Genomic DNA, 26,689 nt, shown 5'->3' with positions numbered 1-26,689 from the left:
GAAAGAATAATAACGCGACTCAATATGTGTTTGTGGTACTTTTTTAGGAGGTTGAGGTGAGTGATCGTCAGGCGTCGTTACGTGAAAATGTTAGGTTGCTGGGAGATTGTCTCGGCGAGAGCATGAGTAATCACTTGGGAGAGGGCTTTCTTGAAAAAGTCGAAAACATTCGCCTGCTCTCTAAAGATGGTCGACAATCTGGGGATTCAGCCGCACTCATTGATGCTCTAGAAGCGTTAGATGATAAAGAAATAGTCCCCGTCGCTCGAGCGTTTAACCAGTTCCTAAACCTATCTAACATTGCGGAGCAATACCATCGAGTTCATCGACGTCGAACCAATGAAAGTCTGGGTGTTTACCATAACCCAGTAGGGGATTTACTCGAGCGTTTAGCAAAGCAAAATTACACCTCAGAGCAAATGATCGAAGCGTTACAGGGACAGTCTATCGAGCTTGTGTTAACGGCTCACCCTACTGAAGTGGTGCGACGTTCATTAATTCGTAAATATGATAATATTTCCAGCGAATTGGAAGCGCTTGATAAAGACAATATCCTGCCACTGGAAGAAACCAAACACATTCGTCGCCTAAAAGAAATCATTACCCAAGCTTGGCACACGGATGAGATTCGTGAAGAGCGTCCGACGCCAGTGGATGAGGCTAAATGGGGATTTGCGGTCATTGAGCAGTCTTTGTGGCAAGCTGTTCCACGCTTTTTTCGCCAACTGGACGAGCAGTTTAGTGAGCATTCTCAACAGGAGCATTTACCGTTGGACTTGGCGCCTATTCGCTTTGCAACTTGGATGGGCGGTGATCGGGATGGTAACCCGAATGTGACTCATAAGGTCACCAAAGAAGTAGCCTTGTTAGCCCGCTGGATGGCAGCCGATCTTTATATAAAAGACTTAAATGTTCTGCGTTCAGAGTTTTCCATGACGCAATGCAATGACGCTTTACGAGCTCGAGTTGGCGACAGTGCTCAGCCTTATCGTGAAGTGTTGCGCCATCTTGAAATGAAAATGCATAAAACTAAAAACTGGGCTAAGGCGTGTTTGGATGGTAACCCAGTGTCAGATGAGGGTGTGTTTCTCAATAGCGAAGAGTTAATTAGTGATTTGGTGTTGTGTTACCAGTCTCTTTTAGACAGCGGAATGAAGGTGATCGCCAATGGCTCGTTGCTTGACTTGATTCGTTGTGCCGCCACGTTTGGTATGACATTGGTGCGTTTGGATGTTCGTCAAGATTCGGCGCGACACATTGACACTTTATCAGCCATTACTCGATTTTATGGGCTTGGGGATTATGCTGAATGGGATGAGGCGTCTCGTCAGGCGTTCTTATTGGCGGAATTGAATTCTAAGCGCCCTTTGTTACCGCTGGATTGGTCACCCACAGACGAAGTGAAAGAGGTGTTAGATACCTTTGCTATGATAGCGCAAGGAGATCAAAGTTCGTTTGGTTCCTACGTGATTTCAATGGCCAGTGCACCTTCTGATGTGTTGGCGGTTGCTTTGATGCTGAAAGAGTCTGGGGTGAGCTTCCCCATGCGAATCGTGCCCTTATTTGAAACCTTGGCGGATTTGGATAATGCGGAACCCATTATTGAGCAGCTGCTTTCCATGCCTTGGTACAAATCCTACATAAACGGTCGTCAAGAAGTTATGATCGGTTATTCCGACTCTGCTAAGGATGCTGGTCAAATTGCGGCTACTTGGGGACAATATCGTGCTCAGGAAGCCCTGACGCGACTGTGTCAGAAGCATGGCATTCATCTAACCTTATTCCATGGCCGCGGTGGTACTGTGGGACGTGGCGGCGGCCCAGCTCATGTGGCGATTTTATCGCAGCCACCTGGCTCGGTGAATGGCGCGATTCGAGTCACAGAACAAGGTGAAATGATTCGTTTTAAATTTGGTATTCCTGACATCGCAGTGCGCTCGTTAGAGCTTTATTGTTCTGCGGTCATGGAGGCTACTTTGATACCCGCTGAGCCGCCAAAAGAAGAATGGCGTGCCATTATGGATGAAATGGCTGAAGTTGGCATGAATCAATATCGCTCAATTGTTCGTGGTCATGAAGACTTCGTACCTTATTTTCGCGCGACGACGCCGGAACAGGAGTTGGCGAAATTGCCTCTCGGTTCAAGACCTGCTCGACGTCGTTTGGATGGTGGCGTAGAAAGTTTACGGGCAATTCCATGGATTTTTGCCTGGATGCAAATTCGCCTGATGTTACCTGCTTGGCTAGGGGCTGAAAGCGCGATTGAGCAAGGCATAGAGTCTGGTAATTTGGACAAGCTTCGTGAGATGCACGAAAAATGGCCTTTTTTTGGTGCTTATCTAGACATGCTGGATATGGTCTTAGCCAAAGCTGAACCTGAGATTGCAGAATACTATGAAAAGCGTCTGGTGCCTGAAGAGCTTCAAGGCTTAGGTAGATTGTTACGAGGCAAGCTTAGTCAAGTCAGTGATTTGGTGAAGAAACTGAAACAGCAAGAGCGTTTGATCGAAGACAATAAAACCATACGTCAGTCGATTGATGTGCGGAATCCTTATATTGACCCATTGCATTATTTGCAGGCTGAGCTTTTGTTTCGCAGTCGTCGTGATGAAGAAAATGCAGAAGTGAATAAAGCCTTGATGATTACCATGGCAGGCATTGCCAGCGGTATGCAAAATACAGGCTAATCTACCTAAAAGATTAAAAAATACTCACTATGGGTAAGAAAATGACAAAAAAAGGCAGGTAAATTTGCAAAAGGAAGGGCGGCTTGGGTATGCTTGGCGGCCATTCAATTTTTTAATATGCAAATAGTTTGTCTGTACACTTTTTATCGTGACCAAATGGGCGCGTTTTAGTCTTATTGTGTCAGCCAATCATGCAATTTAGTTAACGCTGTCTTTTGGAGACTTTATTATGCGAGTAATTCTATTAGGTGCGCCAGGTGCAGGTAAAGGGACTCAGGCTCAGTTTATTACCGAAGAGTTTGGTATTCCTCAAATCTCGACAGGTGATATGTTACGTGCTGCTGTAAAAGCAGGAAGCGAACTTGGTTTAAAAGCAAAAGCCGTCATGGATGCAGGTCAGCTGGTTTCTGATGACATTATTATTGGTCTAGTAAAAGAGCGTCTAACACAAGATGATTGTGCTAATGGTGCTTTGTTTGATGGTTTCCCGCGTACCATTCCACAAGCGGATGCATTGAAAGATGCGGGCGTCAAAATTGATTATGTTGTTGAAATTGATGTGGCTGATGAAGAAATTGTACAGCGCATGAGTGGACGTCGAGTACATGAAGCGTCTGGTCGTAGTTATCATCTTGTTTACAATCCACCAAAAGTAGCGGGCAAAGACGATGTGACTGGCGAAGAGCTTATTCAACGTGCTGACGACACAGAAGAAACCGTTCGTAAGCGTTTAGGGGTGTACCATGATCAAACGGCACCACTGATTGGTTACTATCAAGATTGGTTAAAAGCCGATTCGGTGAATGCGCCTAAGTTCGTCAAGGTGAACGGTGTTGGTGATCTGAATGTGATTAAGCAAAACCTATTAACTGCGTTACAGGCTTAATGTTTCAATGACCACCATTTTAGCATTAGATACGTCAACGCCAGCATGCTCTGTGGCGTTGAATATTGATGGTGTTGTGTTGGAAGATTTTCGCATGGCGCCGCGTCTGCACAATGATCTGATCTTACCTATGGTAGATCAGCTTCTGCAACAAGCTGAACTTACTTTATCCGATTTGGATGCCATTGCCTTTGGACGTGGTCCAGGTTCCTTTACTGGGCTCCGTATTAGTGCGGGTGTGGTTCAAGGGCTTGCTTTTGGTGCGGATTTGCCAGTTGTACCAGTGTCGACATTAGAAGCCTTGGCACTAGAAGGGTTCCAAAAAACCAGTCAAGCTTATTGGTTGGCTGCATTGGATGCTCGCATGGGTGAAATTTACATGGCGGGCTATCGAGTCGATAAAAATGCTCAAGGTTATCAAGTTGAGTGTTTGCTACCTGAAGCTGTATCAAAACCGGATGAATTACCTAAATTCAAGCAAGCCTTTAGCGGTGTGGGTTCTGGTTGGTGCTATGAGGAAAGATTAGTGTCTTTGTTGCCTGAAGCGCCGTCTCATGTACTTGACGATTTAGCGCCACGAGCGGCTTGTATTGCTGAATTGGCCGCCATCAAATTGGCGAAAGGGGAAGTGGTTTCCGCGTATGACGCGATTCCGACTTATTTAAGAGATGAAATTACCTGGGAAAAGCAGGCTCCTCGTATAGGAAAGCGTTAAGATGTTGTGGTACCACATTGTATTTCTGGCCTTAATTCAGGGTTTAACAGAATTTTTGCCTATCTCCAGCTCAGCTCATCTTATTCTCCCAGCGCAATTATTGGATTGGCCCGATCAAGGATTGGCCTTTGATGTGGCTGTGCACGTTGGTACTTTAATGGCCATAATCTGGTACTTCCGAAGTGATTTATGGAAGATTATTTGCGCTTGGGTAGGTTCTGTTTCTGGTAAAGGTTGCAGTAATGATAGTCAGTTGGCCTGGTGGATTGTGCTTGCAACGATTCCTGCCTGTATTGCTGGGTTGGTGTTTGATGACTTTATCAGCACGCACTTGCGGTCTATCGAAGTGATTGCTTATACCACAATCGGTTTCGGTGTATTACTGTGGCTTGCTGATCGTTTTGGACACTCAAATAAAACTCAGAGAGATTTTGCTTTAAACAGTGTGCTTGCGATAGGTTTGGCTCAGGCTTTGGCCTTGATTCCAGGAACGTCTCGATCTGGTATTACCATGACTGCGGCTCGCAGCTTGGGATTTAATCGTGAAACCTCAGCACGCTTTTCATTTTTACTTTCCATCCCTCTTATTACCGCAGCCGGTAGTTTAAAGCTGATTGAACTAATGTCTTCGGCTATTGTTGTGGATTGGTCTAGTCTTATCATGGGTGTGATTTTATCTGCCATCAGTGCATATTTATGTATTTACCTGTTTTTAAAATGGTTAAATACCATAGGTTTCTTCCCATTCTTTATTTATCGCCTTGTGTTGGGTGTGATTCTTTTATTGATGGTTTACGCCTAACTCTGTTGGGATTGTGCTTCATTGGGGAGCGTTTATGCCAAGTTCTATTGCTGTTGCGACAAATGAGTCTTCATTCATCAGCGAGGTGAAAGCCTTGTCACAACAATTGCGTCTACCTTATGTTTTTCTGAAAAAAGAGCTCAAATTCGCTACCGAATACGATTATCTTTTACTAAAAAGTGCTCAAGGGGTGGCGATTGCCAAAACGGGCAAGGGGGCGCCTAAACCTGTCTTCGTTGATTTTACTTCTGGGGCGGCCGATCACAGACGACGTTTTGGTGGCGGTAAAGGTCAGGACATAGCTAAGGCTGTGGGGTTAAATAAACGCAATCAATTATCGGTCTTAGACGCGACGGCTGGCTTGGGGCGTGATGCTTTTGTGCTGGCCTGTTTGGGGTGTGAGGTTAGCTTGTGCGAACGTGTAGGCTTTGTGCGTCAGATGTTGGAAGATGGCTTATATCGCGCGTCGATACATGCTGAGGTGGCTGAAATTACTGCTAAGATGACATTGCAAGTCGGTGATATTACAGAGATGGATGAGGCCGCGGTGTTCGATGTGGTCTACCTTGACCCTATGTATCCTCATACCGAGAAATCTTCCGCTGCGGCTAAGAAAGAGATGGCATTTTTTCGCGACTTGATTGGCAAAGACGACGATGCCGATCGGTTGTTAGCCGAAGCGAAGCAACGGGCCAAGTATCGAGTGGTTGTGAAGCGACCAAAAGGCGCACCTTACCTTAATGGTGAAGAACCGACTTATCAATTAGATGGTAAATCTGGTCGCTTCGATGTGTATGTTTTGAAATCACTTGACCTTCCCTAATACGAGAACTAGCCATTAATAATGTGGCGGTGTTTCATTGTCATTAATGGATTGTTGTTGTCGATAAGTTTCCAATTGTTTTGCAAACAAACCTAACTGTTCTTTCAATATTAACATGTCTTTTTGTTGCTGAATCAGCGCCTGGTTTAAACTATCAATTGTCTCTTCTTGAAACTGTGCTTTAATCTCTAATTCATCGATACGTAGATTGAGTTGTGAGGTATTCATAGGGGCCTTCTGTGTGTTAGTCTTATTAAGCTAAGCTCATATTTTTACAGTCATTCTCTAAAAAATTGCATGACTTATGTCGCGGTCATTTATAAAGTAAGAATGGCGTGAAAATTGCCTATTGATAGGATGTTGGTATTTTACTCTCATCTTTATTGGCTTCACATGGCATTTAAGAAAGAGTTTGGTAAAAATATCTATTTATTCACTTTTACTAACACGAAGTTGGCTTTATTCGGCCGATTTTGCATCACAATACTATTTAATGAGATAAGAGATATATTGTTATGAATGATCATCAAGATAATTTTTCGAGTCAAGGTACGTCAAGTACCGGTTTTTTTTCATTGCGTGCTTTTATTGTTAGCTTAGTTATCGCACTTATTGTGCCATTGCTAATTGCAGGGGTTTTAAAAGAAGACATTGCAACAAACTACCTAGTGTATTTTGGTTTTGTTCTAGTATCGGTTTACCTTGGTACTATGGTAAATCAAATTCGAGTGTCAGGTTCAGCTGGCCATGAAGATGACGATGACGACCGTGAGCAGGGTACTGTGAAGTGGTTTAATTCTTCAAAAGGCTTTGGTTTTTTAACCATGGAAAACGGTGACGATGTCTTTGTTCACTACCGTGCGATTCGTGGTCGTGGCCGTCGATTCCTAGTTGAAGGTCAACTTGTTCGCTTTTACGTCACTGAAGGTGAGAAAGGTAAGCAAGCTGAAAACGTATCCATTGTTCGCGGCTAATTGTCGCGATTGAATTTTAAGAGGCGAATATGGCTCAGGTAACATTGAAAGGAAATCCTTTTGAGACAGTAGGTACTTTACCTGCTGTTGGATCTCAGGCTCCTGATTTTAAATTGGTTAAAACGGATCTGTCTGAGACGACGCTAGCCGATTACCAAGGCGCTAAATTAGTATTAAATATTTTTCCATCTATCGACACACCAACTTGTGCAACATCCGTTCGCAAGTTCAACGAATCCGCGGCGGCGCTAAAGGGCGTTAATGTGATTTGTGTGTCTGCGGATTTGCCTTTTGCGGCAGCTCGTTTTTGTGGCGCTGAAGGCATTGATAATGTTGATACGGGTTCTAGCTTCCGTTCTGCTTTTGGAGCGGACTATGGTTTGGCTTTTGCTAACGGTCCACTGGCGGGTCTGTTATCCCGTTCGGTTGTTGTATTGGATGAGTCTGGCAAGGTGCTTTACTCAGAGCAAGTAGCTGAGACGGCTGATGAGCCTAACTATGAAGCCGCGTTAGCGTCTTTATAAGTTCGATATTCAATAAAAAATCCCAGTCTTTAGGCTGGGATTTTTTTGTCTGCCGGATACATTTTTTTAAAATGCTAGCTTAGTCTTTTTGCATTGGAATGGTGTTGGTCGAGCGCTCAACAATGTTGCCTTCTTTTAGATAGACTAGCTTGGGCTTAAATTGATCAGCTTCAGATTCATCAAGTTGGCCGTAAGCGGCAATGATGACACGGTCACCCACTTGTACGCGACGTGCTGCAGCGCCATTCATGGAGATGGTGCCTGAACCTGATTCGGCTAGGATGACGTAGGTATGGAAGCGTTCGCCATTATCAACATTATAAATATCGATTTTTTCAAATTCACGAAAACCAGCTAATTCAACTAGGTCTTTGTCGATCGCACATGAACCATCGTACCAAAGCTCAGCTTGGGTAACGCTGGCCATATGAAGTTTGCCTTTCAAAAGTGTTACTTGCATTACGGTCTCTCTACTCTTATTTTCTTAGTGCGCTTTTACCTTGTGGGTGTTCAGCGATATCATGTCCAAATGAATGGTCCTTCGCCCTGTTGGTTGATTCGCCACCACTGGTCAGGGTCTTGTTCGCCAGCTTCTTCCCATCCTTGATAATTGCAGCGGACTTCACAATTTAGGCTGGAGAAGGCTTGTCTAGCACAAGCCATATCGTCTTCCCAGGGGGTTTTATCAGAGTCAAACCAAACAGACGTAAAGCGCTTTCCTGCGGCTTGTTCTAAGATGGTGACCTTGATGTCTGCCTGTTGATATTCGAAGGTGAGCTTAGTGCAGACCGCTGTAGGCTGCTTTTTCTCAATGACGTTGAACTCGCCTTCTAGCCAGCTGATAATCTTGTCAGTTGGGCAGGATAGTAGGTAAATTTCGATGTCAGTTTGCATCGTCTTCATCTCTTTTTTGTAGCATATGATAAATCCTTAAGACGCTCATTGATAGATAGCCAGCCATTGTCCAGATAACACCACAGCTTGCTAAGATCAAACCAAACAAAGCAATGATTTCTTGTGTGAGTGATTCGCTTAATACTCGGTCAGATACCATCAGCATCAAAACACCAAAAACAAAAAGCAAGCCGCCTTGAATCATTTTGATCAAGGCGAGTTTTGGGCTGTTGCCTAGCTTCATGGCTAATCGGTGGATTTTTTCTTTCATTGCTGAATCGTTATTTTGTCTTCACAAATAGATTTTCTAAAATACCAGAATATACATTGGATAGCTGTTCTAGGCTGTTGGCGTCTACACATTCGTTGATCTGATGAATGGTGGCGTTAATTGGTCCAAGTTCAACAACCTGAGCGCCCATCTTAGCGATAAAGCGACCATCTGAAGTGCCGCCAGAAGTGGATAGTTCTGGTGTGATGCCAGCGTTTGTTTCAATTGCCTTTATCATGGCATCAACCAGTTCGCCAGGTTTGGTTAGGAAGGGAAGGCCATTGTAAGTCCAGTCAATATGGTATTCCAATTGATGTTGCTCAAGAATGCTTAACACGCGTTCTTTTAAGGCGTCAAAATCCAGTTCAGACGAGAAACGGAAATTGAATTGTGCCTTTAGTGTACCTGGAACAACATTGGTTGCACCTGTGCCTGCTTGGATATTAGAGACTTGAAAGCTGGTCGGCGGGAAGAAGTCATTGCCATTATCCCAATGTGTATTAGCCATTTCCGCTAGAGCGGGTGCAGCTAGGTGAATCGGGTTGACGGCCAGATGAGGGTAGGCAACATGACCTTGTTTACCATAGACAGTGAGATCACCGCTAAACGAACCACGACGGCCATTTTTGATAATGTCACCAAGTTGTTTCGTACTGGATGGTTCACCAACAATACACCAATCGACTTTTTCATTGCGTTCCATTAAGGCGTCGACGACTCGTGTAGTGCCATCAACAAAGGGACCTTCTTCGTCACTGGTAATGAGGAAGGAGATTTGTCCCGGATGATTTGGGTGGGCTTGTACAAAGTTTTCCACCGCTGTAACCATGGCGGCTAAGCTGCCTTTCATATCAGCGGCACCACGTCCGTAAAGCATGCCATCAATGATTTCTGGCTGGAAAGGTGGAACTTTCCATTCACTTTCAGGACCGGTTGGTACTACGTCTGTATGACCAGCGAAACAAAGGTTTGGTCCCGAGTCTCCGCGTTTTGCATAAAAGTTTTTCACCTTTCCAAAAGGCATTTTTTCGACCTTAAAACCAAGCTTTTCGAGGCGCTGGATCATAACCTCTTGGCAGCCAGCGTCTTCTGGTGTGACGGAAGGGCGTGAAATAAGATCGATGGCAAGTTTTAGGGTAGGAGACAAGTCAGACATTCTTTACCTTTGTGTTGGTTTTAGCTACTTTATAAAAGATTCTGTTACTATAACAGGAGATTTGTATAAAGGTGGGATTATGAAGTTAGGTGTTGTCATTTTATTGAGTTCTATCGTGGCTGGTTGCAGTATTTTCGGACCACAACCTGTTGTTCAGGAATCTTTTTTCGTTCCCGTGATTCGTTCAGATGTATCGACTTCAGGATACACACCAACCGTTACGCCTATGACTCAGAGAAAAGAAACGCCGCGCATTTATACCCCAGTTCTACGTTAGATTAAGGTTTGAGCGTAATGCTCTGCATTAAACCCTAAGTAGACCTCTTCGTTTTTCACAATAAGTGGGCGTTTAATCAGCGAAGGTTGCTCAAGCATAAGTGTCACGGCATTGCTTTCGCTCATATTATCTTTAACGTCATCGGTTAACTTGCGCCAAGTTGTGCCGCGTTTATTAATGACGGCTTCCCAACCTAATTTAGCCACCCAGGCAGCGGCAAGTTCTGCATTTACGCCTTCTTTTTTGTAATCATGGAATTGATATTCCACTTGGTGCTCATCAAGCCAGCGAAAAGCTTTTTTCATCGTGTCGCAATTTTTAATGCCATAAATATTCAGCATGACGGACTCCCATAATATTGAGGATAAAAAGATGGCGCTTTAACGTCATATTAAAGCGCCACAATTTGACTCATTAAAAACTAGTTATGTGCGTGCAATGCTTCGTTTAAAGCAATGGCTGTCTTATTGGTTTTGCATTCAATTGCACCTGTTTCTGAGTTGCGACGGAACAATAGATCAGATTGACCAGACAGGTCACGAGCTTTAACCGTAGAGACAATTTGGTTGTTCTCGTCCAGTACGGTTACCTTAGAACCTGCTGTGATGTACAGGCCAGATTCAACCGTACAGCGATCACCAAGACCGATGCCGATACCGGCGTTGGCGCCGATCAAACATTGTTCACCGACACCGATGACAATATTGCCGCCACCAGATAGGGTGCCCATAGTTGAACAACCGCCGCCTAAGTCAGAGCCATTACCAACCACAACGCCAGCTGAAATACGGCCTTCAACCATGCTGGTGCCCAACGTACCGGCATTGAAATTTACAAAGCCTTCGTGCATCACTGTGGTACCTTCACCTAAGTGAGCGCCAAGGCGGATACGTGCGGCATCACCAACACGAATGCCAGCGGGTACAACAAAGTTAAGCATTTTAGGGAATTTATCCACACTGAATACTTCAATAGTGCGACCTTCCATACGAGCGCTTAGTTGACGGTCAGCGAGTTCGCGAACATCAATAGGACCTTCGTTGGTCCAAGCTGTGTTAACCAACAATCCGAACATGCCGTCTAACACTGTGCTGTGCGGTTTAACTAAACGATGAGAGATAAGTTGCAGCTTCAAGTAGACTTCAGCAGGGTTGCTGGGTGCTTCATCTGACGCCAATACACATAGAATAATTGGTTGGGTCGATGCTTTTAGGCGAGAAGCCAATTCTGCTTGTTCAATGTTACCGGCTTTTAGAAGGCTCATGTGAAGACGGTTTAGGTCGCTTTCATCTAATACTAGCGTGCTATTGCCGCCTTCATAGTTTGTGCTTTCTACTAAGGCATCAAGGGTGGCTTTTTCAGCCCCTAAACAAGGCGCTGAGTAAAAGACTTCAAGCCAATCGCCTTCTTTGTTTTGAGTGCCAATACCAAGACCGAATGCAAAAATTGAATTACTCATGTATTTATCTCCAACTGAGTTTTATAGCTAAGGGGTTATCTGCGACTGAGGAAGGCTTTTATTCTGTGTGCTGCTTCAGTGCATTCTGATTCTTCAGCAACCAATGCCATTCGAGCATGTTGGCTGCCGGGATTGTGTCCGTTTACTTCACGACCAAGGTAACTGCCAGGTAAGACCAAAACGGCTTCTTCTTGGTATAGAGCTGTACAAAATTCTTCGTCAGACATGGTGAGTTGTGGCCATAAATAGAAGCCAGCTTCGGGCTTGCTTACCTGCATGACGGGTTCCAATATGTCTAATACCGCGTCAAATTTACGAGTGTAAATTTGACGATTTTCCATGACATGGCGTTCATCGTTCCAAGCGGCAATTGAGGCTTGTTGATGGTGAATTGGCATGGCACAACCTTGATAAGTTCGATACAGCAAGAAAGGTTTCAGTAGGCTGGCATCACCTGCCACAAACCCTGATCTTAGGCCAGGTAGGTTAGAACGTTTAGAAAGTGACTGGAAAATTAAGCAATGCTGATAATCTAAGTGCCCCAAGATCTGGCAGGCCTCTAATAGCCCCAGAGGCGCATCTTCACCGAAATAAATCTCCGAATAGCACTCGTCCGCAACAATCGTAAAGTTAAATTGTTTGGCCTTTTCAATCAGGAAGGCGTATTCCTCTAGGGTAGTAACTGTGCCACTCGGGTTATTTGGTGAGCAGACAAACAATATTTCACAATTTTGCCAGATGTTATCTGTTACGGCTTGGTAGTCAATCTTATATTGATTGTTGGCATCGCATGGCAAGAAATGACGATTCGCTCCTGCGAGAATCGCTGCGCCCTCGTATATTTGGTAAAAAGGATTAGGGCTAATTACAAGAGGGGAGGGCTTTTCTCCGACCAGAGTTTGAGTGATGGCGAACAGAGCTTCGCGTGTGCCTGTAACGGGCAAAACCTGTGTGTCAGGGTTGAGAGAGTTCAGCTTGAAGCGTGTTTTAGTCCATTCGGTGATGGACTGGCGAAGTGCTAGTTCACCTTTTGTGCTTGGGTATTTGCTCACGCCGTTGAGGTTGTCAGCCAGTGCATCCAGAGCCACTTGCGGTGCTTGGTGCTGTGGTTCACCAATCGTCAGTTTGATCAGTGTCTTATCAGGGTTGGGCTGTAAGCCTTCTAATAACTCAGCTAACTTCTGAAATGGATAAGGATGTAAGGAATCGATAAATGGGTTCATGTTTTCTTTAATCCGTCGCTTGAGAAAAGCGGTCAATTTTTTCTTTCAATAGGTTGCAAATTTTGTCCATGCGCTGTGGATCAGAAATCAGCTCACCTTGATCGTCGGTAATATAGAAGGTGTCTTCTACTCGTTCGCCTAAAGTCGCAATTTTGGCTTTATGTAGCATGATGTTGTGGTTCATAAAGAATTGGCCGATCAGTGCTAATAAACCTGGGCGATCAGGGGCTGTCACCTCAAGGGCGGACCATACTTCTTCAGCTTGACTGACAAAATGAGCTGTTGATGGTGAGTTGAAAATCTTCAAAATTCTTGGTGTGTGACGTTGTACCACACTGCCGTAGGAGGAAGGGTTTTCCAGTTGTTCCATCAGGGTGTCTTTTATCAAATCAATGCGCTGTTTATCTAAGTAGAGATTCTTGTCTGCTTCATTGCTGTCCATTACCACAAAGCTGTCTAAGGTGTAATTATCACTGGTGTGGCTGATTTTAGCGTCTAAGATAGTCAGACCTAGTTGTTCAAAAATGGCCGCTGTCACTGCGAATAAGTGTTGGCTGATGGGGGTGTAGATAAAAATCTTGCTGGCCCCTGAGAAATTTCTTCCCCCCAGCGGTGTGATGGCGATCAGTGGTTTGTCACTTGGGCGATGGTGAATAATCGCTTCGGTATTCCAGGCAATTTCATCCCCGTTCGAGCGAATGAAATACTCTTCTTCAATAGTGTCCCAAATGGCTTCGGCTTCTGCAATGTCGACATTGCGTTCAATGATGAATTCCAAGGCTCTTTGTTTGTGCTCGTCACTAATGGTTTCTGCGTCTATTGGAGAGTCAAGGCCACGGCGAAGGGCGCGCTTTGTTTCCAGATAGAGTTGACGCATTAACGATGCACGCCAGCTGTTCCACATGGTTGGATTCGTGGCGTTAATGTCGGCTACCGTTAAGATGAAGAGGTAGTCCAGATGTTCTTGGTCTTTAACGTAGCTGGCAAATTCCCAAATGACTTCTGGGTCTGATATGTCTTTACGTTGTGCGGTCACTGACATAAATAAATGATTGCGAACCATCCAAATGACTAATTCGGTATCGCGTTTGGATAATCCATGGCGTTCACAAAAGAGTTGCGCATCCACGCAGCCCAGTTCTGAATGGTCGCCGCCACGGCCTTTCGCTATGTCATGATAAAGTCCGGCAATGTAAAGCAATTCGACTTTCGGAACGTGGCGTATGGCTTGGGCGGAAATGGGAAACTTCTGCTTGTACTCAGAAAGCCAGAGGCGACGAAGGTTTTCAATGAGTTGTAGGGTATGAGCATCGACCGTATAAATGTGGAATAGGTCGTGCTGCATTTGCCCAATGATGGCGCCAAATTCCGGTAAGTAACGACCCAACAAGCCTAGATGTTTCATTGATCTTAAAATGGTAGTTAAGCGATAACGACTGGCAATAACATCCAAGAACAGGTTGGTGTTAACACTGTCGTGACGGAAGTCATCGTCGATAAGTTCAAGATTGTCGCGTAACTGGCGCATGGTGTTGGCACGAATGCCCCGAATATTTTCGTACTCGCCATAGACAACGTACAGTTCTAGCATGCTCGAAGGGTTGTCTTGGAAGAGGGTCGGGGTGCGTGCTTCAAGCTGACCATTGGCGATTTGAAAATGCTCATTAATGATTTCAATGTTGTTTTTCTCGTCGCTGCTTAAAAAGGACTCTTCAAAATGCTGTAGTAAGAGGTCATTTAGCTGTTGAATCGCAGCGACACTTTGATAATAGCCCTGCATAAAACGCTCAACATTGCGTTTTAGATCGTCATCATCAAAGCCAAATAGTTTCGCTAGAGTGCGCTGGTGGTCAAATAACAGACGATCTTCTTTGCGTCCTGCGATCATGTGAAGTGCCCAGCGAATACGCCACAAGTGACTTACCGCCCCTTTGATTTGAATGTATTCGTCTTCCGAAAGGAACTCTTTGTCAATTAAAGCACTAAGTCTATGGGTATGAAGGTGGCGTTTAGCGACCCAGTCAATGACTTGCATGTCACGTAAACCGCCAGGGCATTCTTTTAGATTAGGTTCTAAATTGTAGGCGGTATTTTGATATTTGCCATGACGTTGCTTCTGTTCTTGCAGTTTGGCTTCATAAAACGAGCGACCATCCCACATCTTGTCCGTATCAATGCTGACTTGTAATGTATCGAGCAAGGCAACAGGGCCAATCAGGGTGCGAGACTCAATCAAATTGGTGATGATGGTGATGTCTTGCTTGGCGATTTCTGTGCATTCATCTAGGCTGCGGACACTGTGTCCTATGTCTAAATTGATGTCCCACAAGAAGGTGATAAAGGCTTCGAGTTTGTCTTTTGGTGCTGACGTCTCATTTTCAATCAGAATCAGCAGATCAATGTCCGATTTTGGGTGCAGTTCGCTACGACCATAACCCCCAACCGCCACTAGGCTGACGTGCTTTTCGACATTGAGATCTTTGGCTTTCCATGCGGCTTGTAGTACTTCATCGAAAAAAGCAGAGAGTCCTTTGACCAGTTTCTCAATCGGGTAGAGAGAGTGAAACAGATCATTATAGGCGTTGGTTTTTTCTTCAATAATAGCTTTATAGCGAGAAATGGAGCATTCAGCTTGTGAAAGTTCGTGTTTTTCTTCATTTGAAAGAAGTGGCGGAGCGTCCGGAAAAGCAGGGAAGTCCATACAAAAGCCTCGAAGAATGGATCAGGTTGATCTGTGTTAGTAAATCGAAAAGGCGCTTCTATGCGAAGCGCGTTTCCTCTGGGCGACGAGTTAGAACTTCAACGCCATCGGCCGTAATTAACAAAGTATGTTCGTATTGAGCAGATAAACGACCATCTTTGGTTTTGGCAATCCAGTTATCAGGACCTGAGTGCTTAACCTGTTTTTTGCCGGCGTTAATCATCGGTTCAATGGTCAGAGTCATGCCTTCTTCCAATGTCACACCCGTGCCAGCTTTGCCGTAGTGAGCCACTTGTGGCTCGCCATGGAAGGTGGTGCCGACGCCATGGCCACAATACTCTTCAACAACAGAATAGTGGTTTTTGTGAGCATGCGCAGCGATAGCGGCACCAATATCACCAAGCTGTACGCCTGGTTTGACCAGGTCGATGGCAATGTATAGGCATTCTTGAGTCACTTTTGCTAGGCGCTCAGCATGAGGAGCAACGGGCCCAACAAAGAACATCTTGCTGGTGTCGCCATAGTAGCCGTCTTTGATGATGGTAATGTCGATATTGACGACATCACCTTTCTTTAAAGCTTTATCGTTTGGAATGCCATGACAAATCACATCGTTAACCGATGTGCAGCAGGATTTAGGAAAACCGTGATAGTTCAGTGGGGCTGGAATGGCGCCTTGTTGCTCAACAATGTAATTGTGGGCAATGATATCAAGTTGTTCTGTGCTAACACCCGGTACAACGAATTCTTCGAGCATGACTAGAACGTCTGCGGCAAGTTTGCCGGCCGTTCGCATACCTTCTATATCGCTGATGTCAGTGAAGCGGGTCGCAGCAGGACGTGGCGTTGCTTTAGGGACATCAAGGCGGCCGTTTTGTGTGAGTTGTTCAACTTTTTGTAGGATTTCGTTGCTCATAGTCTATCGATCTTAAAGAATTTTCATTTAGTTGTGGGGTATTCTACATGAGTTAAGCGGCAGAATCGCCTCTCTAAATGAAAAAACATTGCTTGGTTTAATGGCAAAAATACGCTTTTTGTCTTTTGATTTGGTCTGGTTTGTGGTATAAAACGCCGGCTTAACGGGCTTATGTCCATGAGTTAAGTAATAACTTAAAACTAACGATCTTACCGCAATAAATGAAAGTGTCTGGGGTGTCTTAGGTTGCTTTAAACCTTGTTTGACTGATGCTTTTAGCTGGTAAGCACAATTTAACCCAAATAAAGGATAGTAAAATGCCTACAGTATCTATGCGCGACCTTCTACAGGTTGGTTCACACTTTGGTCACCAAACTCGTTACTGGAATCCAAAAATGAAGCCATTCATTTTCGGTGCACGTAACAAGATTCATATCATCAACCTTGAACACACAGTTCCTGCTATTAACGAAGCACTTGAGCTAGTTAAGAAAATGGCTGAGAACAAAAACAAGGTTTTGTTTGTTGGTACAAAGCGTGCAGCATCTAAAACAATCAAAGAGCAAGCCGCTCGTGCAAGCATGCCATACGTTAACCACCGTTGGTTAGGTGGTATGTTGACGAACTACAAAACCATCCGTGCTTCTATCAAGCGTCTTCGTGAGCTTGAGTCTCAGATGACTGATGGTACGTTCGAGAAATTGACTAAGAAAGAAGCTTTGATGCGTACTCGTGAGCTTGAGAAACTTGAGCTTTCAATGGGTGGTATCAAGGATATGGGTGGTCTACCAGACGTATTGTTTGTTATCGACGTTGATCACGAGCGTATCGCGATTAAAGAAGCAAACAAATTGGGTATTCCTGTTATCGGTATCGTTGATACTAACAGTAACCCAGATGGTGTTGATTACATCATTCCAGCTAACGACGATGCGATTCGTGCGGTTCAGCTTTATGTTTCAGCGTTTGCTGATGCGGTTCTTGAAGGCCGTTCTGCAACTGCTGGCAGTGCTGACGAATTCGTTGAAGTAAACGAAGCTGCTGAAGCGTAAGCAAACTTTCGAGTTTGTTCTGGTTTCTAAAGGGAGGACGAGTGACTCGCCTCCTTTTTTAAATTTGAATTGGTAAAAGAGGATTTAACATGGCCGCAGTATCTGCAGCATTGGTAAAAGAGCTACGTGAACGTACTGGCCTTGGCATGATGGAGTGTAAAAAAGCACTTGTCGCTGCTAATGGTGATGTCGAAGTAGCTATCGAAGAGCTTCGTAAATCTAGTGGTATGAAAGCTGCTAAGAAGGCAGGCCGTACTGCAGCGGAAGGAACAATCGTTATGCGTGTTGCTGACGATGCTTCTTACGGTGTGTTGGTTGAAGTGAACTCTGAAACTGACTTCGCTTCACGTGATGAAGGTTTTGTTGCTTTTGCTAACAAAGTTGCTGACGTTGTTTTTGCAACGAAAGAAACTAGCATGGAAACTTTGTTGGCTGGCGAAATTGGCCAGGCTCGTGAAGCTTTGGTTCAAAAGATCGGTGAAAACATCACGCCTCGTCGTGCGGTTATTGTTGAAGGTGGTCTAATTGGTGGTTACCTTCACGGTAACGGTCAAATTGCTGTATTGACTCAACTTGAAAACGGTTCTGCTGAATTGGCAAAAGACGTTTCAATGCACGTTGCGGCTGTTGCCCCTCGTGTTGTGCAAGGTGACGACATGCCTGCTGACGTACTTGCTAAAGAAGAAGAGATCGTTCGTGCACAGCCTGATATGGCTGGTAAGCCTGCTGAAATCGTTGATAAAATGATTGTTGGCCGCATGAAAAAATTCTTGGCTGAAAACAGCCTTGTTGAGCAGCCTTTCGTTAAAAACCCAGAAATTAAAGTGGGTCAACTAGTGAAAGACGCTGGTGCTTCTGTAACTTCTTTTGTTCGTCTTGAAGTAGGCGAAGGTATTGAAGTGGAAGAAGTTGACTTCGCTGCAGAGGTTGCTGCACAGCTTAAAGGTTAATTCCGAGTTGTGTAATGTGTTTTTAAAAGGGGCAGCTTGACTGCCCCTTTTTATGAAAGCTGGATGCAAAAGAGTCATTTTTGTGTGATTCAATTGCTCTAAAGATGAAATCCCTTGCCGGAGGTGGGTATGCCAAAAGAAAAGAATCCAAATTACAAACGTATTTTGCTTAAGTTGAGTGGCGAAGCCTTGATGGGTGATGAGTCTTTCGGTATCGATCCTAAAGTATTGAACCGTATTGCACTGGAAATAGGTCAATTACGCGGTATTGGGGTTGAAGTAGGGATTGTTATTGGTGGTGGTAACTTATTCCGCGGCCAAGCTTTGAGTCAAGCTGGTATGGACCGTGTGACAGGTGATCACATGGGGATGTTAGCAACGGTAATGAATGCTTTGGCAATGCGTGATGCGCTTGAAAGAGCGAATATTGCGACTCGTGTGATGTCGGCCATTACCATGACAGGTATTGTTGAGCCTTACGACAGACGTCGTGCGATGCGGTTAATGAAAGAAGGTGATGTGTTGATCTTCTCTGCGGGCACGGGTAACCCTTTCTTTACAACGGACTCTGCTGCTTGTTTGCGCGGTATTGAGATTGATGCCGATGTTGTATTGAAAGCGACAAAAGTAGATGGCGTTTACTCGGCGGATCCGATGAAAGATCCTGATGCCGTTAAATATGATAAATTGGGTTACGATGAAGTATTAGAGAAGCAATTGGGCGTGATGGATTTAACCGCCATTTGTTTGACTCGTGACCATTCTATGCCGTTAAGAGTATTTAATATGAACAAGCCAGGCGCCCTGATCAATATCATGGTTGGTGGCAATGAAGGCACACTGATTGAGTGAGGAAGTTATGATTAACGAAATTTTGAAAGACGCAGAAGAGCGCATGAGCAAAGCGGTATCGTCTGTTGAATCCGCGTTTAAAAAAATCCGAACGGGGCGTGCGCATCCAAGTTTGTTAGATTCAATTAAAGTGAATTATTACGGTTCTGAAACGCCTTTAAGTCAGGTAGCCAATGTTACGGTTGAAGACGCTCGTACTCTTGGCGTTTCTCCCTGGGAAAGTAACCTTGTGCCGGAAATTGAAAAAGCCATTATGAAATCGGATCTTGGCTTGAACCCAGCAACGAACGGAAGTTTGATTCGTATCCCAATGCCGGCCTTGACGGAAGAGACTCGTAAAAATTATTTCAAACAGGCGAAGTCGGAAGCGGAAAATGGCCGTATTGCCATACGTAATATTCGCCGTGATGCGAATGCAAATTTGAAAGACTTAGTGAAAGAGAAAGAAATTTCAGAAGACGAAGATCGTCGTGGCCAAGATCAAGTGCAAAAACTAACCGATAAGTTTGTCGCCCAGGTTGAAGAGCGCCTTGCAGCGAAAGAAAAAGACTTGATGGAAATTTAATGAGAGAAGCGAGCTTGGCTCGCTTTTTTTATTGGCTAGGATATAGATATGTCTGAATTGGTTGACGGCAGCGCAGAGTCTGCAGTCGGCCCAGCTCATATTGCCATTATCATGGATGGTAATAATCGCTGGGCGAAGAAAAAACATCTCCCGAGTATTGCTGGCCACACAGCTGGTGCGGCGGCTGTTCGTCGAACCGTTGAGGCGGCGGCTCGATCCGGGGTAAAGGTGTTGACCTTGTTCGCATTTTCCAGTGAAAACTGGAAGCGCCCACAGGTGGAAGTGGATGGTTTGATGGGGCTTTTTATGCGCTCCTTGAAGAAAGAACTAAAACGTCTTAAAACGCATAAAATTCGATTACGAGTGATGGGTGATGTTTCCGGCTTTAGCGATAACTTGCAGGCGCAAATCCGAGCTACAGAGGAAGCCACCAAAGATCATGATCAGATGACATTGGTGATCGCAGCGAACTATGGTGGTCGCTGGGATATCGCGCAAGCGGCTAAATTGTTAGCCAAAGAAGTCGCGGCAGGTCAATTATCCCCTGATGACATTACAACGGAAAAATTGGCTTCTCGTATTCAATTAGCGGATCTACCTGAACCGGATTTATTAATCCGAACGTCAGGAGAAGAGCGTATTAGTAACTTTATGTTGTGGCAATCAGCGTATTCAGAGTTTGTTTTTTTACCGGTTTTATGGCCGGACTTTGATCAATCTGATTTTGATGAGGCAATTGGTATTTATCAGAATCGTCAGCGTCGCTATGGTGGGCGATAATCATGCTACTTCCTCGTATTCTTAGTGCCATCGTGATGGCTTTTTTGTTTATCTATGCGGTCTTTTTCTTAGATGCATTCGCTTTTTCTGTTTCTATGGCTGGGGTTGTTGTACTGGCGGCCTGGGAATGGGCACGTTTATCCGGTGTTAAAGGGCAAGTCGGTCGTATCGGTTTTGCGACTTTTGTCGCCCTGCTTTGTTATGTTATCTCTGACTATCAGTTATTGACCTTTAGTTTGTATATTAGTCCAATTTTATGGTGTTTGGCTTTATATTGGGTGATTCGCTACCCAACGCCTTTGCTCTGGCAACATACCTATGCGCGACTTGTGTTTGGAGTGTTGGTCATGGTCTCAACTTGGGCCGCTTTAGTGGTATTAAAGCAGTCCGCTGATTTTGTTGTTTGGGTGCTGTTATTGATGGGACTGATTTGGGGGGCTGACTCAGGGGCTTATTTTGCTGGCCGTGCATTTGGTAAGCGCAAGTTAGCAAGATTCGTCAGCCCAGGTAAATCATGGGAAGGGGTAATTGGTGGTATTCTCCTTACACAAGTGGGCGTTGCTCTTTTCTGTCAATGGCAGGCTTTTAGCACACTTGAGTGGCTTCTATTAGCTTTGGTTGCACTGTTGACGACGGCTGTCTCAGTGTTAGGGGATTTAACGGAAAGTTTGTTTAAGCGCCATGAATCGTTAAAAGATTCTAGCCATTTGATTCCAGGTCATGGTGGTGTGATGGATCGTGTCGACAGTTTGACGGCGGCAGCGCCAGTGTATGTTTTGTTTTTATTGTTAAGTGGATGGCTTTAGATGCAAGGTATTTGTCTGTTAGGCGCAACGGGCTCGATTGGGCAAAGTACGCTGGACATTATCGCTCAGCATCCAGATAAGTTTTCCCTTGTCAGTGCTTCCGCCAATACCAGTGTGGCCAAAATGGTGGATATTTGTCGTCAGTTTCAGCCACAGCGAGTAGTGATGGGCTCTCAATCTGCTCGAGACGAGTTGGCGTTGTTGTGTGCTGATCTCGATATTTCCTTTGAATGGGGTGAATCGTCTTTAGAAAGTATTGCTGCAGACAGTGCTGTCGATCAAGTGATGGCCGCGATCATGGGGTTTGCTGGTTTAAAGCCGACCTTGTCAGGGATTCGTGCAGGTAAGCGTATTCTACTAGCAAATAAAGAGTCCTTAGTCACAGCGGGCAAGTTGTTTATGGATGAGGTGGCAAATCACAATGTGTGTTTGCTGCCGATTGACAGTGAACACAATGCTATTTATCAAAGCTTGCCTCAGCATTCAGCTGGAGCGCATAAGCAAGATGTAGATAAAATTATTTTGACCGCATCTGGTGGCCCATTCCGCACTTGGTCATTAGATGAGATGGCGAATGTCACACCGGAGCAAGCTTGTAAGCATCCTAATTGGTCGATGGGGCAAAAAATTTCCATTGATTCTGCGTCCTTGATGAACAAAGGATTGGAATTAATCGAAGCTTGTTGGCTATTTGATGTTACGCCTGATGAAGTTGATGTGGTGGTTCACCCTGAAAGTATCATTCATTCAATGGTGTCGTATCGAGACGGGTCGGTCATTTCTCAGATGGGCAATCCGGACATGAAAATTCCCATCGCTTATGGCATGACTTGGCCCAATCGAATTGAAACCAATGTACCGCCTTTAAATCTTACCGAAATTGCTAGGTTAAATTTTGAGTCTCCAGACTTACGGCGATTCCCCAATTTACAGCTAGCGGCGGATGCTTGGTATTTGGGGGGGACGGCGATGGCGACCCTAAATGCGGCGAATGAAATAGCGGTTGCATCCTTTTTGCAGGGACGAATTGGTTTCCTAGACATTGCGCGTGTAAATCATAAAGTCTTGCACCAAGCTGAGGTGATCCCAGTGAATGATCTTGACGTGGTGTTTGCTGCGGATGTTTGTGCCCGCAAGCTGGCCGAAGCCTGTATTGTTCAGGAGACATTTTAATGCTGCAAAATATTTTTTCGATTATTGTCGCTTTGGGTGTGCTGATAACCTTCCATGAATTTGGGCATTATTATGTGGCCCGTCGTTGTGGTGTGAAAGTACTGCGTTTTTCGGTTGGTTTTGGTAAACCCATTTACCGTTATGTGAGCAAGAAAACCGGTACCGAATTTACCTTGGCGATGATTCCTCTTGGTGGTTATGTGCGTATGTTGGATGAGCGTGAAGGTAATGTACCGGAAGCTCTTAAGCATCAAGCCTTTACTCAGAAAAATGTGTGGCAGCGTATTGCTATTGTAGCTGCAGGGCCTCTGGCCAATTTCATTTTGGCAGTGGCGATTTATGGTCTAGTGGCTTTGCTAGGCATTCAGAGTTTGGCGCCAAAAGTTGGTCATATTGCTGAAGGGAGTTTGGCTTCTCAAACACAGATGCAAGAGGGTGATGAGCTGGTTGAGGTTGCTGGGGAAGCGGTTTCTTCTTGGGAAGAGGTGAATTTAGCGCTCGCGGGCTTGATTGGTCAAACAAGAACCATTATCGTTCGCTATCGTGTTGAAGGATTGAGTAGTATTCAGCAGGATTCCGTTAGCTTGAATCGATGGCTAGTCGGTGAAAAGCCTAATAATCTAATTCAGTCCTTTGGTTTGCTACCATGGCAGCCGACGGTGGTACCTATTATCGCTCAGGTGGTTGATGGCGGAGCAGCGCAGTTTGGTGGTTTTGAAGCGGGTGATACCATTGAGTCGATCGATGGTGAGGCTATGTCTAGCTGGCAGCAGGTTGTAAAGAAAGTGCAAACCAGCCCAAGTAAACGTCTGACAGTAGTAGTATTAAGGCAAGGACAAAGTAAAAGCCTCTTCTTAACGCCAGCCGCTGCGGACCGTAATGGTAAGGTGATGGGTTATGCTGGTTTGGCCGTTGTGCCACCCAAATGGGATGAGAGTTTAATTCGAGAGCGTCATTACGGTCTGTTTGAAGCCATAGGTTACGGTTTTCAACAAACGTCTAAGATGATCTCTTTGACGGTTTCCTCCATTGGAAAGATGTTACAAGGATTGATTTCACTGGATAATTTATCTGGGCCGATCACCATCGCGAAGGTGGCCAGCGCCTCTGCTGATTCAGGTTTGCAGTCGTTTTTGAAATTTATGGCTTACTTGAGTGTGAGTCTTGGTGTGTTGAATTTGTTACCCATCCCAATGTTGGATGGTGGGCATTTGTTGTTTTTTAGTATTGAGGCTATTCGTCGCAAACCCGTTTCTGAAAAAATTCAGGGTGTGGCGTATCGAGTTGGAGCTTCTTTGTTGTTTGCTCTGATGGCCGTTGCCATTTTTAATGATATTGCCCGCTTGTAGAGAGGTATATGTGAGAGTCGTTCTAGCTGTATTGTTGACTTTAATCAGTGTGCAAAGTATTGCAAAAGCGGTTGAGGATGTCCGAATTGATGGCCTAGTACAAATGCCATCAGCCAGAGCATTTGATTTAATCGGTTTTAATGAAAATCAGTCATATGACTCGGGTAAGGTTTATCAAGCGATTAGTGCTTTATTTGATACCGGTTTCTTTAGTGATATTGATGTCTATGAAGAAAACAAAGTGCTCATTTTTAAACTTGTTGAGCGTCCTTCTATTGGCAACCTTACAATCGAAGGTAATGAACTGGTTAAAACAGAAGACTTAGAACGAGGTCTTAAACTATCAGGGTTAGAAATTGGCGAGATATACAAGCCAGAAACTCTGAATCAAATCGCGCAAGAATTACAGCGCCAATATTACGCATTGGGCCGTTACAGTGCCAAAGTGGATATTTCTGTTGAGGATATGCCGCGAAACCGTACTGGTATTAAGATTAATATTGATGAAGGCGATACCGCGAAGATTGTTCACATCAATATTGTTGGTAATAACAGTTTTGACGAAGAGACTTTAACAAAAGATTTTGAATCTCGCGAAACCGGTTATTGGAATCCCTTCAGCTCCGCCGATGAATATGCCAAGGCTAAAATTCAGGGTGACATTAACACCTTGAAAAGCTTCTACCTTGATAATGGTTATCTAGACTTTCAAGTAGTATCTAGTCAAGTTAGTTTGTCGTCTGACAAACGTGATGTTTACATTGTGGTAAATGTTGATGAAGGCCAGCCATATTTTCTAAATGACGTGACATTGAGTGGTAGCTTACCGATTGCTGAAGACAGAGTTTGGAAGCAAATTACGCAGAAAAAAGGGGATTTGTTTTCTCGTAGCCAAGTGACGGAAATCATCGAAGGTATTTCGACTGAGCTGGGCGATGATGGATATTTATTTACCAATGTGAATGTGATTCCCGAAAAATTGGATAATCACACGGTTAATCTGAGCTATCAAATTACCCCTGGGCCGCAAGTCTATGTTCGACGCATTACCTTTAGTGGTAACAGCGAAACTCAGGACGAAGTGTTGCGTCGTGAGATGACGCAATTTGAAGGCGCGTTGGCGACTCATTCTAAAATTCAGTCATCCAAGCGTCGTATTGAGCGTTTAGGCTTCTTCGGTAATGTGGACCTACGTACTCGACCTGTGGCGGGCACGACGGATCAAGTTGATATCGATGTGGTCGTGGAAGAGCAAGCTTCAGGTAGCATTCAAGCCAGCATTGGTTATTCACAAGAAGACGGTACGGTACTGGGTTTTGGTATTTCCAAACGTAACTTCTTAGGAACGGGGAATAAATTATCCTTCAGTGCTTCTCGTACCGATTCAACTCAGGATTACTCGATTAATTATGATAATCCTTATTTTACTGTGGACGGCGTCAGTCGTGGTTTCCAGATTTTTTATCAAACCAGCGACCATGCAGACGACGATGTTGAGGATTATGATCTAGATGAAATTGGTGTTGGCGTCAGTTACGGTTACCCAATTTCGGATACGCAACGTTTAACCTTTGGTATGACGGTGAAAGAGAGTACGGTTAAGTTAGGTTACGATCCATCTAATGAAACTGCAAACTATGTTGATACTCATGGCGATAATTATGATGATGTCATCGCCAGTTTGACTTGGTCCGACAACGACTTGGTTGGTGGTGTGTTGCCAACTAATGGTTATTCCACTAAGGCAACGTTAGAAGTGGCCTTGCCTGTGGGTGATCAGCAGTACGCGAAAGTGGGGCTGACATCACAAAAGTATTGGAATTTAAGTGGTTCGGACCTGTGGTTGTTTCGTCTGAAAGGTCGTCTTGGTTACGGGGCGGGTTATGGCGACAGTGATGCCTTGCCTTTCTTCGAAAACTACTATGCGGGTGGTGCTTATTCTGTACGTGGTTATGGTGCTTCCTCATTAGGGCCGCAAAACTCATACGACGATGAAGATACCAGTACATCAGCATTAGGCGGCAATATCCTAATGACTGGAACCGCGGAACTGATTTTCCCGCTTCCTATGGTGGAAGATCATAAATCTGTTCGTACGTCGATTTTCTTAGATGGTGGTAACGTCTTTACGGATGCTTGTTTGTCGACCAATACCGATTGTAATGAAGGTGTGGATCTAGATGAAATTCGTTTCAGTCTAGGATTTAGTTGGACATGGATTACACCGATTGCGCCATTGTCGTTTAACTTTGCGAGACCGTTAAATGCACAGGATGGTGACAGTACAGACGTCTTCCAATTCCAGTTGGGTACAACTTTTTAAGTTAATCTGAGTAAAAGCATAAGAGGATTTGTAATGAAAAGAATGATATTGGCGTTGTGTTCACTGATGTTGATAAACAGTGTGCAAGCCACAGAGATGGCTGTGGTCGATTTTAGAGCGGCGTTGTTACAGAGTAATATAGGCCAAGAAGCCGCCAAAGAACCAAAGCAAAAAGTGGCGCAAATGGAAGCACGTTTGAAACAAGAGCAGGTGGCGTTAAAAGAAGCGGATGAGCAACTTAAACGAGAAGAGTTAACCTTGGCGCCAGATGAGTTTAACAAGCGTCGTGGTGATTTGGTGAAAAAGCAGAACGGTATTCGCCAAATGGCAGCAAAAATGCAGCAACAAGCCAAGTTGTTAGAGAAAAAGCTGATTGAAGACCTTACCCCTAAAGGTGAGGCGGCTCTAAAATCCATTATTGATGAACGCAAACTAGACTTAGTATTAAATAGGCAGCTAAGCTTATATGCTAATAGTGAATCTGATATCACCAATGAGTTGGTGGAACGTATTAATAAGGACAATTAATTT

At 44.6% G+C, this 26,689-nt stretch carries 28 protein-coding genes; 18 read left to right on the top strand and 10 right to left on the bottom strand.

Annotation, left to right across the window (positions count from 1 at the left end; translation table 11 throughout):
* The first annotated feature begins 56 nt into the window (after window positions 1–56).
* From ppc to MAR181_RS13475, 5 genes are all read left to right on the top strand, one after another.
* Window positions 57–2,687: a phosphoenolpyruvate carboxylase gene (gene ppc, locus MAR181_RS13495; protein ID WP_013797151.1), complete on the top strand. Its 2,631-nt coding sequence runs from the start codon at window positions 57–59 to the stop codon at window positions 2,685–2,687.
* Window positions 2,688–2,916: 229 nt separating this feature from the next.
* Window positions 2,917–3,573: an adenylate kinase gene (gene adk / locus MAR181_RS13490; protein WP_013797150.1), complete on the top strand. Its 657-nt coding sequence runs from the start codon at window positions 2,917–2,919 to the stop codon at window positions 3,571–3,573.
* Window positions 3,574–3,580: 7 nt separating this feature from the next.
* Window positions 3,581–4,288: a tRNA (adenosine(37)-N6)-threonylcarbamoyltransferase complex dimerization subunit type 1 TsaB gene (gene tsaB / locus MAR181_RS13485; RefSeq protein WP_013797149.1), complete on the top strand. Its 708-nt coding sequence runs from the start codon at window positions 3,581–3,583 to the stop codon at window positions 4,286–4,288.
* 1 nt (window position 4,289) lies between these two features.
* Entirely contained in the window at window positions 4,290–5,090 is an 801-nt protein-coding gene (locus MAR181_RS13480) for an undecaprenyl-diphosphate phosphatase (RefSeq protein WP_013797148.1), read from the top strand.
* Window positions 5,091–5,124: 34 nt separating this feature from the next.
* Window positions 5,125–5,913, top strand: a complete 789-nt coding sequence (locus MAR181_RS13475; protein WP_013797147.1) for a class I SAM-dependent methyltransferase — start codon at window positions 5,125–5,127, stop codon at window positions 5,911–5,913.
* Between the two features lie 15 nt (window positions 5,914–5,928).
* Here the strand turns inward: MAR181_RS13475 and MAR181_RS13470 are convergent, their stop codons facing one another.
* Window positions 5,929–6,141 (bottom strand): SlyX family protein, encoded by a 213-nt coding sequence (locus MAR181_RS13470; protein WP_013797146.1) that lies wholly within the window; start codon window positions 6,139–6,141, stop codon window positions 5,929–5,931.
* Between the two features lie 287 nt (window positions 6,142–6,428).
* Here MAR181_RS13470 and MAR181_RS18685 point away from each other — a divergent pair, with 287 nt between their 5' ends.
* On the top strand, window positions 6,429–6,887 hold the full coding sequence (locus MAR181_RS18685; protein ID WP_013797145.1) for a cold-shock protein: 459 nt from the start codon (window positions 6,429–6,431) through the stop codon (window positions 6,885–6,887).
* A gap of 29 nt (window positions 6,888–6,916) precedes the next feature.
* Window positions 6,917–7,411, top strand: a complete 495-nt coding sequence (tpx, locus tag MAR181_RS13460) for a thiol peroxidase (RefSeq protein ID WP_013797144.1) — start codon at window positions 6,917–6,919, stop codon at window positions 7,409–7,411.
* A gap of 79 nt (window positions 7,412–7,490) precedes the next feature.
* Here the strand turns inward: tpx and panD are convergent, their stop codons facing one another.
* The 4 genes from panD to dapE are packed head-to-tail and all read right to left on the bottom strand — an operon-like array spanning window position 7,491 to window position 9,732.
* Window positions 7,491–7,871 (bottom strand): aspartate 1-decarboxylase, encoded by a 381-nt coding sequence (gene panD / locus MAR181_RS13455; protein WP_013797143.1) that lies wholly within the window; start codon window positions 7,869–7,871, stop codon window positions 7,491–7,493.
* A gap of 59 nt (window positions 7,872–7,930) precedes the next feature.
* Window positions 7,931–8,305 (bottom strand): hypothetical protein, encoded by a 375-nt coding sequence (locus MAR181_RS13450; RefSeq protein WP_013797142.1) that lies wholly within the window; start codon window positions 8,303–8,305, stop codon window positions 7,931–7,933.
* Window positions 8,295–8,576: a hypothetical protein gene (locus MAR181_RS13445; protein WP_013797141.1), complete on the bottom strand. Its 282-nt coding sequence runs from the start codon at window positions 8,574–8,576 to the stop codon at window positions 8,295–8,297. Before MAR181_RS13445 ends, MAR181_RS13450 begins: the two co-directional genes overlap by 11 nt.
* Before the next feature lie 10 nt (window positions 8,577–8,586).
* A complete protein-coding gene (gene dapE / locus MAR181_RS13440; protein ID WP_013797140.1) occupies window positions 8,587–9,732 on the bottom strand; it encodes a succinyl-diaminopimelate desuccinylase in 1,146 nt (381 codons plus the stop codon).
* Window positions 9,733–9,811: 79 nt separating this feature from the next.
* Here dapE and MAR181_RS13435 point away from each other — a divergent pair, with 79 nt between their 5' ends.
* On the top strand, window positions 9,812–10,009 hold the full coding sequence (locus MAR181_RS13435; RefSeq protein WP_013797139.1) for a hypothetical protein: 198 nt from the start codon (window positions 9,812–9,814) through the stop codon (window positions 10,007–10,009).
* On the opposite strand, the gene MAR181_RS13430 is transcribed toward MAR181_RS13435, so the two are convergent.
* From MAR181_RS13430 to map, 5 genes are all read right to left on the bottom strand, one after another.
* A complete protein-coding gene (locus tag MAR181_RS13430) occupies window positions 10,006–10,350 on the bottom strand; it encodes an ArsC family reductase (protein ID WP_013797138.1) in 345 nt (114 codons plus the stop codon). The two genes, MAR181_RS13435 and MAR181_RS13430, sit on opposite strands and share 4 nt — an antisense overlap.
* 80 nt (window positions 10,351–10,430) lie before the next feature.
* Window positions 10,431–11,468 (bottom strand): 2,3,4,5-tetrahydropyridine-2,6-dicarboxylate N-succinyltransferase, encoded by a 1,038-nt coding sequence (gene dapD / locus MAR181_RS13425; RefSeq protein ID WP_013797137.1) that lies wholly within the window; start codon window positions 11,466–11,468, stop codon window positions 10,431–10,433.
* Between the two features lie 35 nt (window positions 11,469–11,503).
* Window positions 11,504–12,691 carry a succinyldiaminopimelate transaminase gene (gene dapC, locus MAR181_RS13420; RefSeq protein ID WP_013797136.1) on the bottom strand — a complete coding sequence of 396 codons (1,188 nt, stop codon included), beginning with the start codon at window positions 12,689–12,691 and terminating at the stop codon, window positions 11,504–11,506.
* A 7-nt stretch (window positions 12,692–12,698) separates the two neighbouring features.
* Window positions 12,699–15,392 (bottom strand): [protein-PII] uridylyltransferase, encoded by a 2,694-nt coding sequence (gene glnD, locus MAR181_RS13415; protein WP_013797135.1) that lies wholly within the window; start codon window positions 15,390–15,392, stop codon window positions 12,699–12,701.
* Between the two features lie 58 nt (window positions 15,393–15,450).
* Window positions 15,451–16,308, bottom strand: a complete 858-nt coding sequence (gene map, locus MAR181_RS13410) for a type I methionyl aminopeptidase (RefSeq protein WP_013797134.1) — start codon at window positions 16,306–16,308, stop codon at window positions 15,451–15,453.
* Between the two features lie 317 nt (window positions 16,309–16,625).
* Between map and rpsB the strand changes: the two genes are divergently transcribed.
* From rpsB to MAR181_RS13360, 10 genes are all read left to right on the top strand, one after another.
* Window positions 16,626–17,360 (top strand): 30S ribosomal protein S2, encoded by a 735-nt coding sequence (gene rpsB / locus MAR181_RS13405; RefSeq protein WP_013797133.1) that lies wholly within the window; start codon window positions 16,626–16,628, stop codon window positions 17,358–17,360.
* A gap of 89 nt (window positions 17,361–17,449) precedes the next feature.
* Window positions 17,450–18,310, top strand: coding sequence for a translation elongation factor Ts (gene tsf, locus MAR181_RS13400; RefSeq protein ID WP_013797132.1), 861 nt, complete (start codon window positions 17,450–17,452; stop codon window positions 18,308–18,310).
* 129 nt (window positions 18,311–18,439) lie between these two features.
* Complete coding sequence (pyrH, locus tag MAR181_RS13395; RefSeq protein WP_013797131.1) at window positions 18,440–19,162, top strand: UMP kinase; 723 nt, start codon at window positions 18,440–18,442, stop codon at window positions 19,160–19,162.
* Between the two features lie 7 nt (window positions 19,163–19,169).
* Complete coding sequence (frr, locus tag MAR181_RS13390; protein WP_013797130.1) at window positions 19,170–19,727, top strand: ribosome recycling factor; 558 nt, start codon at window positions 19,170–19,172, stop codon at window positions 19,725–19,727.
* Between the two features lie 48 nt (window positions 19,728–19,775).
* Window positions 19,776–20,507, top strand: coding sequence for a polyprenyl diphosphate synthase (gene uppS, locus MAR181_RS13385; RefSeq protein WP_013797129.1), 732 nt, complete (start codon window positions 19,776–19,778; stop codon window positions 20,505–20,507).
* Between the two features lie 2 nt (window positions 20,508–20,509).
* A complete protein-coding gene (locus MAR181_RS18390) occupies window positions 20,510–21,313 on the top strand; it encodes a phosphatidate cytidylyltransferase (RefSeq protein ID WP_013797128.1) in 804 nt (267 codons plus the stop codon).
* A complete protein-coding gene (ispC, locus tag MAR181_RS18385) occupies window positions 21,314–22,486 on the top strand; it encodes a 1-deoxy-D-xylulose-5-phosphate reductoisomerase (protein WP_013797127.1) in 1,173 nt (390 codons plus the stop codon).
* A complete protein-coding gene (gene rseP, locus MAR181_RS13370; RefSeq protein WP_013797126.1) occupies window positions 22,486–23,835 on the top strand; it encodes an RIP metalloprotease RseP in 1,350 nt (449 codons plus the stop codon). The genes ispC and rseP overlap by 1 nt, the downstream gene beginning before the upstream one ends.
* Before the next feature lie 10 nt (window positions 23,836–23,845).
* Window positions 23,846–26,158 carry an outer membrane protein assembly factor BamA gene (gene bamA, locus MAR181_RS13365; RefSeq protein ID WP_013797125.1) on the top strand — a complete coding sequence of 771 codons (2,313 nt, stop codon included), beginning with the start codon at window positions 23,846–23,848 and terminating at the stop codon, window positions 26,156–26,158.
* Window positions 26,159–26,191: 33 nt separating this feature from the next.
* Window positions 26,192–26,686, top strand: coding sequence for an OmpH/Skp family outer membrane protein (locus tag MAR181_RS13360; RefSeq protein ID WP_013797124.1), 495 nt, complete (start codon window positions 26,192–26,194; stop codon window positions 26,684–26,686).
* The last annotated feature ends 3 nt before the right edge of the window (window positions 26,687–26,689 follow it).

The sequence above is a fragment of the Marinomonas posidonica IVIA-Po-181 genome (assembly GCF_000214215.1).
Classification (GTDB): Bacteria; Pseudomonadota; Gammaproteobacteria; order Pseudomonadales; family Marinomonadaceae; genus Marinomonas; species Marinomonas posidonica.
The sequence above is the reverse complement of the archived record's forward strand: the minus strand, read 5'-3'. Positions and strand labels throughout refer to the sequence as shown.